The sequence below is a fragment of the Actinomadura mexicana genome, assembly GCF_900188105.1.
In the GTDB taxonomy this organism is placed as follows: Bacteria; Actinomycetota; Actinomycetes; order Streptosporangiales; family Streptosporangiaceae; genus Spirillospora; species Spirillospora mexicana.
This window is the reverse complement of record NZ_FZNP01000003.1, coordinates 99904-118490: the sequence shown is the minus strand read 5'-3', so window position 1 is coordinate 118490 and position 18587 is coordinate 99904. Positions and strand designations below refer to the sequence as shown.

Annotated in this window: 16 protein-coding genes; 11 read left to right on the top strand and 5 right to left on the bottom strand. The window is 73.4% G+C overall.

All coding sequences use genetic code 11. The features are described 5' to 3' along the window. Positions 1-112 precede the first annotated feature (112 nt). Both CHC11_RS09085 and CHC11_RS09080 read left to right on the top strand, forming a co-directional pair. A complete protein-coding gene (locus tag CHC11_RS09085; protein WP_179278758.1) occupies positions 113-1756 on the top strand; it encodes a sporulation protein in 1644 nt (547 codons plus the stop codon). 130 nt (positions 1757-1886) lie between these two features. Then, a complete protein-coding gene (locus CHC11_RS09080; protein WP_089311203.1) occupies positions 1887-2768 on the top strand; it encodes a hypothetical protein in 882 nt (293 codons plus the stop codon). Here CHC11_RS09080 and CHC11_RS09075 read toward each other — a convergent pair whose 3' ends face one another. The 3 genes from CHC11_RS09075 to CHC11_RS09065 all read right to left on the bottom strand — a co-directional run bounded on the left by CHC11_RS09075 (position 2769) and on the right by CHC11_RS09065 (position 7522). Continuing rightward, positions 2769-4028 carry a hypothetical protein gene (locus tag CHC11_RS09075; protein ID WP_143226983.1) on the bottom strand — a complete coding sequence of 420 codons (1260 nt, stop codon included), beginning with the start codon at positions 4026-4028 and terminating at the stop codon, positions 2769-2771. Positions 4029-4067: 39 nt separating this feature from the next. After that, positions 4068-4940, bottom strand: coding sequence for a hypothetical protein (locus CHC11_RS09070; protein WP_245918982.1), 873 nt, complete (start codon positions 4938-4940; stop codon positions 4068-4070). A gap of 125 nt (positions 4941-5065) precedes the next feature. Then, positions 5066-7522 carry an ATP-binding SpoIIE family protein phosphatase gene (locus CHC11_RS09065; protein ID WP_089311201.1) on the bottom strand — a complete coding sequence of 819 codons (2457 nt, stop codon included), beginning with the start codon at positions 7520-7522 and terminating at the stop codon, positions 5066-5068. Positions 7523-7722: 200 nt separating this feature from the next. Between CHC11_RS09065 and CHC11_RS09060 the strand changes: the two genes are divergently transcribed. The 7 genes from CHC11_RS09060 to CHC11_RS09030 all read left to right on the top strand — a co-directional run bounded on the left by CHC11_RS09060 (position 7723) and on the right by CHC11_RS09030 (position 14082). Next, the gene (locus tag CHC11_RS09060) at positions 7723-8445 is read left to right on the top strand and encodes a TetR/AcrR family transcriptional regulator (RefSeq protein ID WP_089311200.1); all 723 of its coding nucleotides are present in this window, start codon (positions 7723-7725) and stop codon (positions 8443-8445) included. Between the two features lie 424 nt (positions 8446-8869). After that, complete coding sequence (locus tag CHC11_RS09055) at positions 8870-9490, top strand: sigma-70 family RNA polymerase sigma factor (protein WP_089311199.1); 621 nt, start codon at positions 8870-8872, stop codon at positions 9488-9490. A gap of 116 nt (positions 9491-9606) precedes the next feature. Continuing rightward, positions 9607-9981 (top strand): SSI family serine proteinase inhibitor, encoded by a 375-nt coding sequence (locus CHC11_RS09050; RefSeq protein WP_089311198.1) that lies wholly within the window; start codon positions 9607-9609, stop codon positions 9979-9981. Between the two features lie 116 nt (positions 9982-10097). After that, complete coding sequence (locus tag CHC11_RS09045; protein ID WP_089311197.1) at positions 10098-10520, top strand: CBS domain-containing protein; 423 nt, start codon at positions 10098-10100, stop codon at positions 10518-10520. 81 nt (positions 10521-10601) lie between these two features. Then, on the top strand, positions 10602-11420 hold the full coding sequence (locus CHC11_RS09040; protein ID WP_245918980.1) for an ANTAR domain-containing response regulator: 819 nt from the start codon (positions 10602-10604) through the stop codon (positions 11418-11420). Between the two features lie 112 nt (positions 11421-11532). After that, entirely contained in the window at positions 11533-13518 is a 1986-nt protein-coding gene (locus tag CHC11_RS09035; protein ID WP_089311196.1) for a SpoIIE family protein phosphatase, read from the top strand. 51 nt (positions 13519-13569) lie between these two features. Beyond that, positions 13570-14082, top strand: coding sequence for a DUF6328 family protein (locus CHC11_RS09030; RefSeq protein ID WP_089311195.1), 513 nt, complete (start codon positions 13570-13572; stop codon positions 14080-14082). A gap of 114 nt (positions 14083-14196) precedes the next feature. On the opposite strand, the gene CHC11_RS09025 is transcribed toward CHC11_RS09030, so the two are convergent. Continuing rightward, positions 14197-14613: a hypothetical protein gene (locus CHC11_RS09025; protein WP_143226982.1), complete on the bottom strand. Its 417-nt coding sequence runs from the start codon at positions 14611-14613 to the stop codon at positions 14197-14199. 273 nt (positions 14614-14886) lie between these two features. Next, positions 14887-16335, bottom strand: a complete 1449-nt coding sequence (gene proS, locus CHC11_RS09020) for a proline--tRNA ligase (protein ID WP_245918977.1) — start codon at positions 16333-16335, stop codon at positions 14887-14889. 249 nt (positions 16336-16584) lie between these two features. Here proS and CHC11_RS09015 point away from each other — a divergent pair, with 249 nt between their 5' ends. Together CHC11_RS09015 and CHC11_RS41190 are read left to right on the top strand one after the other, a co-directional pair. Beyond that, positions 16585-18228 (top strand): ABC-F family ATP-binding cassette domain-containing protein, encoded by a 1644-nt coding sequence (locus CHC11_RS09015; RefSeq protein ID WP_089311192.1) that lies wholly within the window; start codon positions 16585-16587, stop codon positions 18226-18228. Between the two features lie 171 nt (positions 18229-18399). Beyond that, positions 18400-18576 carry a hypothetical protein gene (locus CHC11_RS41190; protein ID WP_179278756.1) on the top strand — a complete coding sequence of 59 codons (177 nt, stop codon included), beginning with the start codon at positions 18400-18402 and terminating at the stop codon, positions 18574-18576. Positions 18577-18587: the final 11 nt, after the last annotated feature.

The following is an 18587-nucleotide window of genomic DNA, read 5'->3' as shown; positions in this document are numbered from 1 at the left end:
CGGGGTGAACCGGTGGCATGGTGGAGGGAGTCTAAGTTTCTGGTGCGCACCGTCCGGGTCGCGCGGGTGGGCGCGGGGCGTGTCGCCTCGCGGTGGGAGAGGGGAACGGCCGGTGTCCTACGGGCAGATGGCGGGCGGTGGACCGTCCGTCGACACGATCCTTGCGGAGCCGAACTGCAAACCCGGCGGGGTCGTGGCGGGCAAGGTGCACCTGCGCGGCGGCGCCGGGCCCGCGGAGATCCGGCAGGTGACGCTGGCGCTGATGCCGCGCATGCAGCACCACGGCGGCGAGACGGCGGGACCCGAGGTGTACCGGGGCGCACTGACCCGCGGGTTCCGGTTGGACACCGGGGGGCAGCGCGACCTGGCGTTCTCCATCCCGCTGCCGTACGAGCTGCCGTTCACGACCGTCCTCGGCCACGAGCTTCCCGGCTTCACCATCGGGATGTGCACCGAGATCGACGTCGCGGGGCAGCCCGACCCGGGCGACATCGACCCGATCTCGGTGGAGCCGCTGGAGTCCCAGCAGTGGGTCCTCGCCTCGATCGCCCGGCTCGGCTTCCAGATCACGAACGTGACGTTCGAGTCGTCCCAGCTGCGGGGCGTGTCCCAGCAGCTGCCGTTCCACCAGGAGATCCACCTCAACCCGCCGTCGTCGCACCAGGGGCGCATCGAGAAGGTCGGGCTGAGCTTCGTCGCCAGCCCGCGCGCCATGGCCTTCGTCCTGCGCGCCGAGGACCGCGACACCCCGCAGGACGAGTCGTTCGGCGTCTTCAAGGTGCCGCACGCCGAGGCCGCGGAGACCGACTGGAACGCCAAGATCAGCCAGTGGCTGGAGGCCGCGGTGGCGCTGCCCCGGTCGTCCCGGCCCGGTCCGGCGTCCCACGGCGCTCCCCCGCCGCCTCCCGGGCAGGCGCCGCTGCCGCCGCCCGGTGGCCATTCGGCGTTCCCACCGCCGCCGCCCGCGGCCGCCTATGGCGGGCCGGCTGAGTACGGGTCGCACGGCAACGCCCATTTCCCGCCTCCCGCGCCGGCTCCCGGGCAGCAGCAGCCCGCGCCGATGGCCAGTCCGGGTTACGCGCCGGGCCCGTCCGGCATGCCCCCGGCGCCCGTGCACGGCTTCCCGCCGCCCGCGCATTCGCCGATGCCCGGTCACGGGATGCCGTCACACGGGGCACCGCCTCATGGGGCACCGCCTCCGGCCCCGCATGGAGCGCCGCCGCCTCCCGCGCCGCCGCACGGGATGCCGTCGCACGGAGCGCCGCCTCCGGCCCCGCCCGGGCCGATGCCGTATGCGCCCGCCGCCCATGGCGGGCCACCCCCGCCCGCGCCGCCGGGGCCCGCGCCGTACCCGCCTCACGGGCACGCGCCGCCGGCGCCCGTCCATCACGGTCCGCCCGGCCACCACGGGCACCGCCACCTCGGACACGGCCACCTCGGACACGGCCACCTCGGACACGGCGCCGCCGCGGCCGGTCTGGTCGGCGGGGTCGCGGCGGCGGGGGTCGCGGGCGGCATGGCCATGGGCGCCCTGGACGCGGCCGGATACGCGCAGAACGTCGCGGGCTACGTCGCCGGCGTCCCCGTGGACGCCTTCGGCAACGCTCTCGCCGGGTACGCGGGCAACGTCGCGGGCCACGTCATCGCGGACGCGGCCGGCGGCATCGCCGGAGACATCGCGGGCGACGTGGCCGGCGAGATCGCGGGCGGCGCCGCCGAGATCCTCGGCGGCCTCCTGGGCGGCCTCTTCGGCTGATCCCGGGGGTAGCCGGAGGGACGGTGGGTAAAGGAAAAAAGGGCGTTTCGGACGGGATCCGCTGCGCACTCGGCCAACCCGGCCGGGGGTGGTTATCGTCGTGAGCGCAGCCTGCTTCCCGAGGAGTCACATGACCACCGTGATCCTGGTTCTGCTCTGCCTCGCGATCGCCGGACGCGAGCTCTACCTGGCGTCCGACAAGCGGCTACCGCAAGCCCAGGCGGAGCTGCGCAATCTGCGGAAGCAGATGAACGAGCTCGCGCGCGACCACGACGCACTCAAGCGGGTGGTGGACGAGGCGACCGAGCCTGTCGGCATCCCCATCCCGCCGCCGCAGCCCGAGGGGCCGCCGTCCGACGTCACGGAGAGGCTGGAGTCCGTCACCGGGCGGGTGGAGCGGCTGGAGAAGCAGTTCGGCGACCTGTCGGACGAGCTGGCGGGCATCGACCTCGACCGCGACTCCCAGCACGCGCTGGCGCGGACGCTCGACGCGGTGGAGCAGGACGTCCAGGAGCTGCACCGCGAGATGCTCGACCGGCTCGAACGGGAGGAGGGCGTGGTCACCGGGGCGCTGCTGAGCGAGGAGGGGGAGAGCGAGGCGCTGCTCGCGGAGGCCTACGAGCAGTGCGCCGCCGAGTGCGGGCTGCGCGTCCGCCTGCGCGACCAGCGGTCGGAGCAGGCCACCGGCACCTACCGGGGAACCGTCTACCAGATGTCCGGGCGGCGCCCCGACGTCCTCGCCGAAGACCTGTTCTCCTACGTGCGCGGCCTCTACGACCCGAAGGACGCGGCCGCGGTGACCGTGCTGCTCACCGAGCTGGCGTCGCTGCGGGGCGGCGGCGTCGCGCGGTTCGGGCCGTTCGTCGCGGTCAGCACGCAGAGCGCGGTGCTGTGCGGCGTGCTGCCGGACGAGAGCGCGCCGCCGACCGAGCCGTGGCGGCTCGTCGAGCACATCCGCGAGCTGCCCGCCGACCGGCAACGCGACCTCACCTGGCTGCGTTCCGAGGATTGATCAGGGGCGGACGAACCGGGGCGCTCCGTCGGTCCGGTCGACCCTGAACGCCAGCAGGCACCGGGGCACCCGCGCCGCGTCGATCTGGAGGCACAGGCCGAGCCCGAGGTCCGGGTCGACGACCACCACGCGCCGCAGGGCCCGCAGCGCACGCCGAGCCCGGACGCGCGTCTCCGGACGGCCCGCCTCGCGCACCGTGCCGGTGACCACCCGGCCCGCGTAGCGCCAGAGCGCCACCGAGTCCAGCACGCGCACGCCCGCCGACGTCAGGTTCGCGACGATCACGACGCCGCTGTCGTCGTCCTCGGACGCGGACGGGGCCTGCAGCGTCCCCTCCCCCGGCAGGTCGCGCGGCGCCCGCGGCCCGCCGACGGCACGGTGGTAGCGCAGCGGGTCGAGCGTGTCGATGACGAACGCCCCCGCGTACGGCCGGGACGCGCGGGGCGGGCGCGACAGCCCGTGCCCCGGCGCCCGCACCGGGCGCACGCCGAGGCGGGCGCTGAGGTCGAGCACGATTCCCGCGTCGTCCAGCCACGCCGGCACTCCGAGCTTGGCCGCGGACGTCCGGTCCAGGGCGTCCATGGTCTGCCACAGCTCGTCGGTCCGGCGGGACAGCGTCGAGGCCATGCCGAGGCCGGGGAAGGCGCTCTCCAGCACGGCCAGCGTCGCCCGCCACGTGGTGCTGCCCACGAACTCCGCCACGAACGCGTCCGCCATCGCCCTGCGCCGCTCGGGGTCGGCCATGGGGCCGGGCCGCGGCGGGGGCGCCCACTGCTGCACGGGGATGTCCGGCGCGGTCACCGAAGGCGGCTCGGCGGCCAGCCCCTTCCCCGGCAGGAACGGCTCGTCGTCACTTCGCGCGTGCCGCCCCGTGGGTGCGGGGCCGGCCTCCATGGGCGTCCAGGACTCGCCCGGCGACGCTTCGCCCGCGCCGAACCCGGAAGGCGTCTCGCGCGGTGCCCACAGCGGCTCCTCCTCGGACGCCGGTGTCTCGACGGGCGGGGCCGGGGGCGGTACCGGTGCGTGGGGGGTCCAGGGCTCGTTCCCGGGCACCGGAGGGGGCTGGACGGGGACCCAGTCGGACGGCGGCTCCTCCGACGCCGAGGCCGGTTCCGACGCCGGTTCCGGGGCGGTGCCCTTGCCCGCCACGTGGACGTCTTCGGGGTAGGGGCCTGGGCGGGGGGTGGTCTCGGGTCCGGCCTCCTCGGGTCCGGGGTCTTCGGGCTGCGGGGTGCGACGGTCGCGCGGGCCGAATCTCACGATGTCGATCCTGCGCTGAGATCGAGGTCATAGGCAAGCTCATCGGGACCCGAAGAGCGCGGTGCACAGGGAGCGGAGGCGGTCCGGGCCGTCCTCGGCGGGCAGCACGGTGAGCACCGGGTCCGGGGCCGGGTCGTGGCGCAGCCGCACGGGCACCTCGCGCCGCATCGGCTCGTCGGCGCCCTGAGCGGCGGCGATGTCCTGGAGGCCGACGGAGACCACGTCGGGGATCTCGACGAAGAGAGGCTGCTCGCCGGCGGGCAGCTCGTCCTGCCAGAGGTCCAGGACGTGGTGGGCGAGACCGTTCAGCAGGCGTCCCCAGGGCTCGACAAGGCCCGGCGGGACGTGCTCGGTCTGAAGTTCGGGGAGTCCGAACCTGGCGAGTCCCCTGGTGGTGATGTAGGAGCCGTCCCTGCCGGTGGTGTGCGGCAGGAGCATCCAGTCCGTGAGCCGGACGGCGCCGCCCGGGCCCGGCAGGGAGCGGAAGAGCCGGTCGTGCGTGAGGATCTGCGGGGTGAAGACGTCGATCACCGGGGCGGACGCGGCCGCTCCGACGGCGCCCGCGACGGCGCGTGCCGCCCACTCGTGGGCGGGCGGCCGTCCCGGCCGGTACGCGGCGCGGACGGCCAGGACGTGCGCCGCGGCGGCGACCGCGTCCACGTCGGACGGGGAGCCGCCGTACACGGCGAGCAGGTCGGCGGGCAGCGGCGGGAAGCCCTCCGCCGGGCGCTGGTCGAGGGTGAGCATGGGGCTGCCGAGCATCCCGAGGACGAGGTCGCGGAGCGGTGGCGAGATGCGCCGCAGCAGCTCCTCGCGGGCGAGGGCCGCCGGGTCGCGGATCGGCTCGGCGAGCGCCACGGCGTAGGTGCCGTAGAGCGTCTCGGGGACCGGCAGTGTCAGCTTTCCACCCAACTCATCTCCCGGCGGCCTCGGCGAACGGCGACACTTCGATCAGAACGAAGCGGGCGTTGGAAAGTATCTGGCGCGAACGGGACAGTTACCTCACACAGCCGCGAGCCGCACCCACGACCACGCCGTCAGCCGACCACGCCGTCAGTTCGATTCCCGTGATCTCGGCCTCGGCCCGTGGGAGGGCCCGGGATCCGCTGTTCGAACCACACGACCTTGCCTCCCTCGGTGCGGTGGGTGCCCCAGCGGGCGGCTAGGTGGCCGACGAGATGGAGGCCGCGGCCCGACTCGTCGGTCGCCTCGGTGTGCCGCAGGTGGGGCATGTCTGCGCCGTCGTCGTGCACCTCGCAGAGCAGCGTGCGTCCCCTGATCAGGCGGAGGCCCACGGATCCGGCGCCGTGCACGAGGGCGTTGGTGACGAGTTCGCTGACGAGCAGCCGCGCGCTCTCGGCGAGGTCGTGCAGGCCCCAGCCGGTGAGCAGGGCGCCGACCTGGGCGCGGATCCAGGGGACGCTGGCGGGCACGGCTTCGAGCTGCCAGGTGACGACGTCGTCGAGGGGGATGCCGTCGAACCCGACCGCGACGATCGCGATGTCGTCGGCGGGGGTGGGCCCGGCGAGCCGGTCGAGCAGGTCGTCGCAGGTGCCGTCGAGGTCGGCGGACGCCTCGGCGAGGCGGGCGCGCAGCTCCTCCAGGCCGGTGTCGAGGTCGCGGTCGCGGCGTTCCAGGAGGCCGTCGGTGCACAGCACGAGCCGGGAGCCGTCCTCGACCTTGAACTCCACCGTCTCGAACGGCTCGCCGCCGACCCCGATGGGCACTCCCGGCGGGACGGGCAGCACGCGGCTCTCCCCCTCCGCCGTGACGAGGACGGGCGGGACGTGCCCGGCGCTGGCGACCGTGCAGCGCCGTTCGACCGGGTCGTAGACGGCGAACAGGCAGGTGGCGAGATAGTCCTCGCCGAGCCGGCGGGCGAGGCCGTCGAGCTGGCGCAGCAGCCGGTCGGGCCGCATGTCCTCGGCGGCCAGGGTGCGGACGGCGGTGCGCAGCTGGCCCATGATCGCCGCGGACGTGAGGCCGTGCCCCATGACGTCGCCGACGACGATGCCGAGCCGGCAGCCGGGCAGCGGGATGGCGTCGAACCAGTCACCGCCGACCTGGGCGGCCTGCTCGGCGGGCCGGTAGCGGTAGCGGACGCGGGCCCCGTCGACGTCCGGCGGGACGTCGGGGAGCATGCTGCGCTGGAGCTCCTCGGCGACCTGGACCTCGCGCCGGTACAGCCGCCCGTTGTCGACGCAGAGCGCGGCGCGCCGGGCCAGCTCGTCGACCATGGCGAGGTCGAGCTCGTCGAACCCGTGCCGGTCGGGCTTGCGCAGCAGCATGAACGTGCCGAGCACCCGTCCCCGCGCGATCAGCGGGACCACCAGCAGCGCCCGGCCGGTGAACAGGGGACGCAGGTCGCGGGCGCCGAAGGCGGCGGCGAGCCGGGCGGCCCTCCCGTCGTCGACGCGCTGGACGTGCACGGGCCGCCCGGTCCGCATGGCCTGGACGAACGGGGTGCAGGACGGCACCGACAGCGGCTCGTCCTCGGGGACGGCCTCGTCCCAGCGTCCGGGCTCGTCGTTGTGGGCGACGGCGACGCGGCGCATCGGCGTGGTCTCGTCGACCTCGCCGGCGGGCGGCGCGGAGTCGGTGACGACGCTTTCGAGCAGTTCGACGGCGGCGAGGTCGGCGAGTCGCGGCACGAGGACCTCGGCGAGCGTCCGGGCGGCCTGCAGGTGGTCGAGCGAGCTGCCGATCTGCTCGCCGGCCGCGCCGAGGAAGGCGAGCGGCTCCAGCGCGTGGGAGAGGTTCCGGCGGGCGCGCGGCGGCCGGGGCGCCGGGACGCGCGGCACCGGCCGTGGCAGCGGGACGGTCGGCGCGGGGGCCGGCGCGGCCTCGGTGTGCGGGACGATGGGCAGCCGGATGGTCAGGCCTAACGACACCGCCGGGCAGCCGAGGCCGAGGACCTGCGAGGCGATCTTCCCGAACGCGAGGGGGTCGAGCGCGGGCAGCAGTTCGGCGAGGCGGTCGGCGAACGGGCCCGCGAACGGGTCGGGCCCGTCAGGCGAGGGGCCCGCGAGCGTGGGTTCGACCCGCAGCAGCCGGACGGCGGCCGGGCGGAGGGCGGCGGCGCCGGCCGGGCCCGGCTCGCCGGGCGGGGCGAGCAGGAGGTCGCCGACGGTGATGCCGATCCCGTCGCGGCGGAGCCTGCGCAGGTCGGCGGCCAGTGCCAGGACCCGGACGCCGTGGTCGCCCGGGGCGCCGTCGATGGGGTAGATCCACCAGCCGACCTCGGCGGGCTCCCCGTTGTCGGCCCGCCGCAGGGTGCAGGCGCCGCACCAGACCTGCCCGAAGGCCTCCGGCTCGAAGGCGCCGCGGTGCTCCCTGGGGAGCCGGAGGAGATCGCCGGGCGGGCGGCCCATGGCCTGCGGACGCGCGGCGCCGAACAGGTCGGCGGCGGTATCGTCCCAGTGGCTGATGCGGCCGCGGTCGTTCACCGTGACGGCCGTCATCCTCGTGACGCCCAGCAGATCCGCGATCACCATGCGGTCCCCCTCCCCCGAGTGGAACGACGCCCGCGAGCCCTACGGCGACTCACGGTGAAAGTGAAGCTACATGCTGTGAGGGCGGATCGCCTCGGGATCCGCCGAATGCCTCCGGGTGAGCACTCACTCATTGCGCGTGACCCGTGCTAACGTCCAGCAGGGAAGCGAGGTGGGACGGGTTGGCGACACGGACGGAACCCATGCGGGACCGAATCCTGGCCGCGGCGGTCACGGTGATCCGGACGCGCGGGATCGTGGCCGCGACGACCAAGGAGATCGCGCGCACCGCGGGCGTGTCCGAGGGCAGCCTCTACAACCACTTCGCGAACAAGACCGCGCTGTTCGCGGCGGCCCTGACCCAGGTGACCGAGACCGCGCGCACCGCGATGACGGGGCTTCTCGGGTCGGTCGGGCAGAGCACGGTGGAGGAGAACCTCACCCGCCTGGCGACGGAGATGGTCCGCTTCTACGGCGAACTGCTGCCGATGACCGGCCCGGTCCTGGCCGACCCGGAGCTGATCGCGTGGCTGCGGAGCGACGGCCCCGGAAAGGCACAGGACGAGGCCGCCGCCAAGTCGCGCGCGTGGAGCAGAGGCCACCCCACCGGCGAGCCGACGCCTCCCGGGGCGCCGGGCGGTCCTCCGGCGGGCCCGCCCGGCGGGCCGGCGGCGGGGCCGGTGATGGGTCACGCCGCGCTCATCGGATATCTGGAGGCCGAGCGGAAGGCCGGACGACTGGCGGACGGCGCACCCTTGCCGTTCATCGCCGCGGCCCTGCTGGGCGGCTGCCAGCAGCACGCCTTCCTGACCCGGCTCGCGGGCGCGGAGACGGTGGCGGCGGGCGCCGGGCTCCCGCCCGAGCCGGAGGAGTTCGCGGCCGGGCTGGTCCGGGCCGTCCTCGCAGGCCACCTCGCCGCGCCCTGACCGGGGAGACGACCGGCCCACGGCCCGACCAGCTCGGCGTGCGGGCCCGGAGGCGGGCTCTATACCCGCCGATCAGTACCGCTTTGACCAAGAAACGACTCGGTGTGATGGAGGCCACGTGGATCCTGGCAACCATTTGGCGCGTTCCATGCGTCTTACAGGGCAGGAAGACCCACCGGCGGACGGAAGCGCTCGATCGGGCAGGCCCGCGACGTCCCAAGTACGGGGTCGCTCTGGCATCGCCGAAGCGCGCCGAACCCTCGGCCCACCCTCCATGCGAGGCCGAGGCCACACCGAACCCGCCGGGAACGGTGGCACGTACCACTTGACGGGGGGCGGTTCATCCGCCCGGCCCGCGCGTGCCCCCGACCACGCGCCAGGCAACCGTCCCCTCTGACCGGGGACACAACCACGGGGAGCGACGATGACCGCTGTCACCACGCCCGTCCACCGCAACGCCAAGGGCGACAACGGCCGCGACGGCACGGCCACGTCCGACGACGCGCACCGCTACGAGCGCGATGTCCTGCCCCTCGCCGACCCGCTCTACATCAGCGCCGTCCGCATGACCCGCAACAGCGCCGAGGCCGAGGACCTGGTCCAGGAGACGCTGGCCAAGGCGTACGTGAACTTCCACCAGTTCCAGGAAGGCACGAACCTCAAGGCGTGGCTGCACCGCATCCTCACCAACAACTTCATCAACACCTACCGCAAGAAGCAGCGCGAACCCCAGCGGGCCGGCTCCGAGGAGCTGGAGGAGTGGCAGATCGCGCAGGCCGAGGCGCACGCGTCCGGCTTCCGGTCCGCCGAGTCCGAGGCCCTCGACCGCATCCCCGACTCGCAGGTGGTCGCCGCCCTGCGCGACCTCCCCAAGGACTTCCGGGACGCCGTCTACCTCGCCGACGTCGAGGGCTACGCCTACAAGGAGATCGCCGACATGATGGGCACCCCCATCGGCACCGTCATGTCCCGCCTCCACCGCGGCCGCAAGCAGCTCCGCGACTCCCTCGGAGACCACCGCGCCGCGCACACCCTGGCCGCGTAGTTAGGCGACAATGACCCCGCAGCTGCATTTGTGGCTGCGGGTTGTTCATTTTCCTGCACGGTCTGTTATTGGTCGGATACTTTGTGCGACATCCCTCGGAATCTCGGGAGTCGCGTATGCCGAACTTTCTCAGTGCGGTCGTCGTGGGGGCGGTGGTCGCCTTGATGCCCACCGCGCCTTCCGGGCCGGAGACGTCGTTGCGGCTTTCCGTCACGCATCCGGGCAGTAGTACGTCCGGGAGCAGGACGGTCACGCTGCGTTGCGATCCGGCGGGGGGCGAGCACCCCGAGGCGGCGCGGGCCTGCCTGGAGCTGAACGGGTCGGGCGGGCGGTTCGAGCACCGGCCGGACGGCCGGATGTGCACCGCCGTCCACGCACCTGTGGTCGCCCGCGCAGAGGGGCGGTGGAAGGGCAGACCGGCCCGCTTCAAGGCCGAGTACGGCAACGACTGCGTCATGCTGTCGCGCACCGGAACGGTCTTCGCGTTCTGACCCGGCGCAGGTCGGCGGCCGATTCGCAAACCGTCCGAATGAGGCCGCCGACCGTGGGTAAGGCGCGCACACACGGGCCACGCGAGGCGTCGGCTATTCGGGAGGATGTGCGCGCTATGTCATCGAGGATCAGCGACGTGATGACGGCGGCGCCCCAGTCCTTGCCGCTCGACGCGACGCTCTACGAGGCGGCTCGCATCATGCGGGACGAGGGCATCGGCGACGTGCTGGTCACCTACGCCGGACGGCTCTGCGGCCTGGTGACCGACCGTGACATCGTCATCCGCGCGGTGGCCGAGAGCCGCGACACCTCGCTCACCCCGCTCGGCGACGTGTGCACGGCCGAGCTGACCACCGTCCACCCCGAGGACGACACCGACACGGTGGCGCGGCTGATGAGCGAGCACGCCATCCGGCGCCTGCCGGTCGTGGACGCCGAGCACCACCCCGTCGGGATCGTGTGCATCGGCGACCTGGCCCTGGCCAACGGCGATTCCGGCCCGCTCCCCGAGATCAGCAAGGCGCCGCCCAACAACTAGGACTCCCCCGTGAGGTACCAGGGCCGCCCGGCCGAGCAGGGCCCGCCTGCGCATCCCCCGGGGCAGGCTACTCTCGGAAAGGTGACGCCCACCGAAACGGTCCTGACCGACCAGCTCGCGCTGGAGATCGCCCGGCTGGGCATGGTCGGGGAGTCCTCGGACGTGGGCACCCTGCACCGGGTGACCGAGCTCGCGGCGCGGGCGGTGCCCGGATGCGCGGGGGCCGCGAGCGTGCGCTGGGCGGTGCCGAGCGCGCACGGCGGCGCGGGCTCAACGGTCGGCCTGCCCGACCGGGCGAGCGGCATGCCCGGCATGTCCCCGAGGGACGGGCACGGCGCCGCCGCGCAGGAGGACCGGCCCGAACCGCTGGCCGCCGCGGCCAGCCATCCCGACCTCGCCGAGGTGACCGACCGGCAGCTGTCCCGGGGGCACGGTCCGCTGTTCGACGTGGTGGCCGACCGCCGGGCGCTGACCTCCGACGACATCCTCGCCGAGACCCGCTGGCCCGAGGCGATGTCGGACATGCTGCGCCGCGGGGTGCGCTGCTTCGCCACCACCCCGCACGCGAGCCCGCGGGTCCTCGTCACGCTCACCCTGTACGGGGTGACGGCGAAGGCGCTCGGGCCCGAGCGGCACGCGATCACTTCCCTGCTGGTCGCGCAGGGCACCGCGGCCTTCTCCAACAGCCAGCAGTACGACGACGTGCACCGCACCGCCGTCCAGCTCCAGGCGGCCGTCGAGGCGCGTGCGGTCGTCGACCAGGCCAAGGGAATTCTCATGCACGCGCTCGGTTGCGACGCCGACGAGGCGTTCGCCGAGATGCGTCGCATCTCACAGACACGCCACGTGAAGCTCACCGCACTTGCCCAGCGTATCGTCGGTCACCAGGGCCTGCCCTAGGTGCGGGCGGGGAGCATAGGCTGCGTGGAGCGGCCCCGTAGAACGGTGTCCGGCCCGGGACGGGCGGGAGCCGCCTGGTTCCACCGTGGCGACGCGGACGAAAGGAGACCAGATGCACGATCGGCCTGACCAGCTCGAGCCCGAGACCCTCCTGCGGGAGGTCTCGGACCTCGAAGGACGCATCGGCGAGCTGCGCCAGGCCGCCGGCGTGCCCGAGCCCGACCTGCGCGCCACGCTGGACGCGGCGCTGGTCGAGCTGGAGCTGGCGCTGACCGTGCTGCGCACGATGGGCGGCGAGCAGGCCGGCGAGCCGAGCGGGTCGGCCGCCGCCGAGAACGAGCGGCGCGTGCTGCGCACGGTCTTCCAGGACGCCCCCGTGCCGCTGTTCCTGCTCGACCGGACGACGAACGTCCGCCGCGTCAACCGCCAGGCGGCCATGCTGCTCGGCACGTCGGCGGGATACGTGTCGGGCAAGCAGTTCACGGCGTTCTGCGACATGGCGACCCGGGCGGCGGTCCGGTCGCAGCTGGCGGCGGTGATCCGGACGGGGCAGCGGCGCCGCGTCAGCGTCCGGTTCCTTGGCCGCGACCATCCGATCGACGCCGTGCTGACGGTGGCGCGCGTGTGGATCCGCGGCGAGCCCGACCCGATGGTCGTGGTGGCCGCCGGGCCGACGACCACCCCCGCCGACGACGGCGGGCCGCCCGCGTCCAGGGCCCAGGCGGCGGGTGCCGCCCGGGTGCGGGCCGGGGACGGCGGGCAGGGCGACGACGAGGCCGTGGCCACGATCGTGCACCGGATGGACGTCCTCGCCACCGCCAGCGAGCTGCTGCTGGACGAGCCGGTCTTCAACGAGACGGTGGCCGTCCGGCGCTGCGCACGGCTGCTGGCCGCCGAGCTGGCGGACTGGGCCTTCATCGACCTGACCGGCCCTGGCGGCGGCGGTCCGCCGGCGGGCGCGCAGGGCGGCGCGACCAGGGCAGGCGCGGCGCTCCCGCTGCGCCGCCAGGTCGTGATGGGCCCGGAGGACGAGCGGTCCGTCGAGGCCGCGAGGATGCTGGAAGAGGTGGACCCCGCCGAGGACACGCTTCCCCACGACGTGTTCGTCACCCGGCAGAGCGCGCTGCGCCCGCACGTGGAGGACCTCGACGTGCTCGGCATGTGCCCGGACGGGCTGCCGGTGTGCGGCAAGATCGGTGCGACGTCGGTGCTCAGCGTCCCCATCGAGGACGGCGACCGCGCCATCGGCACGATCACGCTGGCGGCCAGCGGCGAGTACGGCCCGTTCGACCTCATGGACCTCGGGGTCGTGCAGCGGCTCGGCCGCTACCTGGCCCTGGTGATCCGGGCCGCGCGGCTCTACCGGCGCCGCGCCGAGGTGGCGGACACGCTGCAGGCCGGGCTGCTGCCGAAGACGCTCCCGTCCATCCCGGGGGTGAGCGTGGCGGCCCGGTACCTGACGTCCACGCACGGCTCGGAGGTCGGCGGCGACTTCTACGACGTGTTCCGCACCGAGAACGGGTGGGGGCTCGTCCTCGGCGACGTGTGCGGCAAGGGCGAGGACGCGGCGGCCGTGACGTCGACCGCCCGGCACTGCGTCCGGCTCGCGTCGCGGTGGAAGGCCCGTCCCGGCGACGTGCTCGCGACCGTGAACGAGGCCCTGCTGGACGAGGACCGGTTCGTCACCGCCGTGATGGCGAGCATGACGCTGGAGACCGAGCGGATCATCGTGTCGCTCGGCACCGCGGGCCACCCGCCGGCGATCGTCGTCCGCGCCGACGGGGTGATCCGGTCGGCGTCGCGCGGCGGCGTCCCGCTCGGCCTGTTCGAGGACTTCGAGGCCGGGCTCGACACGATCGACCTGTCCGTCGGCGACACGCTGATCCTGCATTCGGACGGGGTCCTGGAGGCGTGCGACATGACGCGGCAGGAGTTCGGCCAGGAGCGGCTGCTGGAGGCGCTCGCCGGGCACGCCGGGAAGCCGCCGGAGGAGATGCTCGCCGGGGTGGAGCGGGCGCTGCTCGACTACTGCGACGGCGACCTGCGCGACGACGTGTCCATGCTCGCGCTGCGGGTGGAGCCGCCGAGCCTCGACTAGAACGTCCCGGCCGCGCGACTGACCGGCGTTTTGCTGGGGTAAACGGCTTTCATGAGCGTCGATCCCGCCAGCAAGCCCCGTAACGAGACAGAGCACGAGCGGCTGGACCGGCAACTGATGGAGCTCCTCCAGGGCTTCCGTGTGGCGACCACCGGTGTGCAGGTGCTCTTCGCGTTCCTGCTGACCGTCCCGTTCTCCGCGCGCTTCGACGAGGAGGTCGGCGAGACGGGCAGGGTGCTGTTCTACGTCGCGCTGTTCGGGGCGGGCCTTGCGTCCGTGTGCTTCATCGCCCCGGTCATCCAGCATCGGATCCTCTTCCGGCTCGGGCAGAAGGCCCTGCTGATCCGGCGCGCCAACCGGTTCGGGATCGCCGGCGCCTTCGCGCTGGGCGTCTCGATGACCGCGGCGACGACGCTGCTCGTCGAGTCGCTGTCGGACGAGGCGGCGGCCGCCGCCGCGACGGCCGCGGTCGCCGTGGTCCTCGGCGGGTGGGCGTGGTTCGTCCAGCCGTACCTGACGAGGCGGCGCACGGAGGCCCGCGCGCCGGAGGCCGAGGAGTCCTGAAACGCGGTCGCCCGGGTTCCGGCCGGTGCGGCCGCGAACGCGGCGAAGGAACCCTCGGAGCGCGCGTGGCACGCTCCGAGGATCCAGGTGCCGGCCGTCGGCCGAGGGAGCCCCTCAGTCAACGGCATCGTGGGAGGCGAGGCAGCGGCGGTACGGTCGCCCGATCTTGCAGTCTTCGGGGTCGCGTCCGTCGACCAGCCTCGTCACGGTGAGCCCGTTGCCCGTCACCACCACGTAGCGGTGCGAGCGGATCACCTCGGTGTAGAGGACCGTCCCGGTCGGGTCCTTGACGGCGGCGGAGCACCCCGGCTGTTCGAGGTGCCGGGTGATGACACCGTCCTTCGGCGTCGAGAACCCGCGGGCCAGGGACTTGATCTCCTTGCCGTTCGGGCAGGTGCCCCAGTCCCCGACGTTGCCGGGGTGCGTGTCGCGGTCGGCCTTGGAGCCGCCCGCCATCGCCAGGATGCCGCCCACTGCCGCCACCACGAGGGAGAGGAGTAAGGCCCAGCGATATTTATTGAAGAAGTCCATGAGAGTTCCTCGGATGCGTTGAGGTCTGCTCTGCGGTCCGATATCCGCAGCGATGCATACCTTTCCGCTGTCTCGCCGAGAAACCAAATCGATGGCGAGACCGGAGAATCACTCTGGAGGGAGCGAGAGTGCGCACGCATCACGAGAGGAACGTGACCGTCCCTGTCAATGTCGATGGACTTGCCTGAATCGACCGTGGAAACCGAAAAGTCGGGCCACTCGCCGGCCGGCCCGGAGCGGGCCCGCCCCTCGGCGGGCCCGCCCAGAGGCGCCTCAGTAGGAGCGGCCGAAGATGACGCGCTTGCCGTAGGCGGAGGGGCGGCCGCACTTCACGCAGACGCCGGTCTCCTCGGGCGCGTCGGTCGCGATGACGCGCGGGGTCGCGGCGGTCTCTGCCTTGATGTCGTCCTCGCACGCGGTGTCGCCGCAGTGGAACGCGCGGGCCCAGCCGGTGGCGACCTGTGCGGCGAAGGCGTCCCAGCCGTCCACGACGGCGGTGTTGTCCTCGCGGAACTTCTCGGCCCTGGCCAGCAGGAACGACTGGAAGTCGGCGAGCATCCCGGGCAGCACCTCGGGCACCTTGTCCAGCGGGATCTGCTCCTTGCCCTGGCCCTCGACGGTCGGGAGCCGCCGGACGACGGTGGCGACGCCGGCCTCGATGTCGCGCTTGCCCAGCTCGATGCGGATCGGGACGCCGCGCATCTCCCACTCGTTGAACTTGAACCCGGGCGTCAGCTGCGGGCGGTTGTCGTCGACGTGCACCCGGATGCCCGTCGACTTGATCGCCGCGCCGAGCCGGCGGGCCTGCTCGGCGGCCTGCTCGCCCTGCTCCTTGCGGCCGATCGGCACGATCACGACCTGGTAGGGAGCGAGCCGGGGCGGCATCACCAGGCCCTTGTCGTCCCCGTGCGTCATGATCACGCCGCCGATCATGCGGGTGCTCATACCCCAGGACGTGGTGTGCGCGAGGGTGAGCCTGCCCTCCTCGTCCTGGTACTGGATCTCGAACGCCTTGGCGAAGTTGGTGCCGAGGTAGTGGGACGTGCCGGCCTGCAGGGCCCGGCCGTCGCGCATCATCGCCTCGATCGTGTAGGTGCGGACGGCGCCGGCGAACCGCTCGCCGGGCGTCTTCTCCCCCGCCACGACCGGGATCGCCGCCAGGTCCCGCGCGACGCTCGCGTAGGCGTCCAGCGCCCACATCGTCTCGCGCATCGCGTCGTCCTCGTCGGCGTGCGCGGTGTGGCCCTCCTGCCAGAGGAACTCGGTGGTGCGCAGGAACATCCGGGGGCGCATCTCCCACCGGACGACGTTCGCCCACTGGTTCAGCAGCAGCGGCAGGTCGCGGTGCGAGTCGATCCACTTGGCCATGTACTCGCCGATGACCGTCTCGGAGGTCGGCCGCATGATCAGCGGCTCCTCCAGCTCCTTGCCGCCGGCGTGCGTGACGACGGCCAGCTCCGGGGAGAAGCCCTCGACGTGCTCGGCCTCGCGCTTGAGGTAGGACTCCGGGATCAGCATCGGGAAGCAGGCGTTGTCGTGCCCGGCCTCCTTGATGCGCCGGTCCAGGTCGGCCTGGAGCAGCTCCCACACCCGGTAACCGTACGGGCGGATGACCATCGTGCCGCGAACCGGTCCGCGGTCGACGAGCTGGGCCTGCACCACCAGCTCGTTGTACCAGGCGGAGAAATCCTCGCTCTGCGGCGTCACACCTTCTCGACTCACGGCCCCAAGGGTACTGACCATCGGCGTTGGTCAGGGCACATACGCCACGCTCCCGGGATCCGTCGATCCCGGAATACGCCTCCGACCGCTTCTCGGTCCCTGTTCGCGGGGTTGAATCGGCCGGTGGCCGGCGGGCCTTCCCGACACTGGACGGCGTGGGCCTGACGGGTGAGGGGCCCGGCATGACCGAGCCCTCAGGCGTGGTTAATTGGATTGACGGTCCGGCGGGGGTTCTCGACACTCGGCAGCATGGGACACGTCGAGGTGGGCCACGTCGGCCATGTGCTGCCGGACGGCCGGATGCTGCTCGACGACGTCTCCTTCCGGGTCGGCGACGGTGTCACGGCCGCCCTGGTGGGCCCGAACGGCGCCGGGAAGACGACGCTCCTGCGCCTGATCGCGGGCGACCTGGTGCCGCAGTCCGGGACCGTCGCGCACAGCGGCGGCGTCGGCGTCATGCGCCAGTTCATCGGCAGCGTGCGGGACGGGTCGAGCGTGCACGACCTCCTGCTGTCGCTGGCGCCGCCGCGGGTCCGGGACGCGGCGGCCGCGGTGGAGGCGGCCGAGCTGGTGATGATGGAGCGCGACGACGAGCCCGCCCAGCTGCGCTACGCCACGGCCCTCGCCGGATGGGGCGACGCGGGCGGCTACGAGGCCGAGGTGCTCTGGGACGCGTGCTGCGTCGCGGCCCTCGGCGTCTCCTACGACTCGTGCCGGTGGCGTGAGGTCCGCACCCTGTCGGGCGGCGAGCAGAAGCGGCTCGCGCTCGAAGCCCTGCTGCGCGGCCCCGACGAGGTCCTCCTCCTGGACGAGCCCGACAACTATCTGGACGTCCCGGGCAAGCGGTGGCTGGAGGAGCGGCTGCGGGAGACGCCCAAGACCGTCCTGCTGGTGTCGCACGACCGGGAGCTGCTCGACCGCACCGCCGACCGGATCGTCACCGTCGAGGCGTCCCGGGTGTGGATCCACGGCGGCAGGTTCTCCACCTACGCCGCCGCCCGCCGCGACCGCAACGACCGCCTGGAGGAGCTGCGGCGCCGCTGGGACGAGGAGCACGCGAAACTCAAGGAGCTGGTCAACACCCTGCGGACCAAGGCCACGGTGAACGACGGTTTCGCGTCCCGCTACCGCGCGGCGCAGACCCGGCTGCGCAAGTTCGAGGAGGCGGGGCCGCCCGAGATCCCGCCCCGCGACCAGAACCTGAAGATGCGCCTGCGCGGCGGCAGGACGGGCAAGCGCGCGGTGGTCTGCGAGGAGCTCGAACTTACGGGCCTGATGAAGCCGTTCGGCACCGAGGTCTGGTACGGGGAGCGCGTCGCCGTCCTGGGCTCGAACGGCTCCGGGAAATCGCATTTCCTGCGCCTCCTCGCGGCCGTCGCGGAGGCGCTTCCCCGCGGCGCGACGCCGGTGAAGCCCGTCGCGCACACCGGCGTGGCCCGGCTGGGCGCGCGGGTGGTGCCGGGCCTGTTCGCGCAGACCCACGCCCGTCCTGACCTGGCCGGACGCACCCCGTGCGAGATCGTCATGACCGAGCACGCGAAGTTGCGGGGCGACGCGATGAGCGCGCTCACCCGCTACGAGCTGAACGTGTGCGCCGAGCAGCCCTTCGAGACCCTCTCCGGGGGGCAGCAGGCCCGCCTGCAGATCCTGCTCCTGGAGCTGGGCGGCGCCACCCTGCTCCTGCTGGACGAGCCCACCGACAACCTCGACCTGGCCAGCGCCGAAGCGCTTCAGGAGGGTCTGGAGTCCTACGAGGGGACGGTCGTCGCGGTGACCCACGACCGCTGGTTCGCCCGCGCCTTCGACCGCCACCTGGTGTTCGGGTCCGACGGCTCGGTGTACGAGTCGGCGGATCCCGTCTGGGACGAGACCCGCGTGTCCCGCCCCCGCTGAGCCGCGCGGGCGCCCGCACGCTCGGCGCCGAGGTGCTGGACACCGGCGGACGCTCCGTGAGCGTGCACGCGGCGGCAAGATCGTTTAGGGTCTTCGGCGACCCGGCCATCAGGGCCGGGTCGCCTCGCGTCGCGGGGAACGGAACCAAATACACCGAAGGATGTGGTTCAAGTGGCTGACACCCACGACCCCAAGAAGTGGCAAACCGGTCTGGACATGACCTCGAGTTCGGACCCGGATGTCCGGGCGGCGGGCTTCGTGCAGCTGCGCGACGCCGAGAACGACACGGACGGCTCCCACCCCGGGGGCGCCAAGCCCAAGCCCGAGGGAACGACGGGCCAGAGCTGACCGGACCTCGC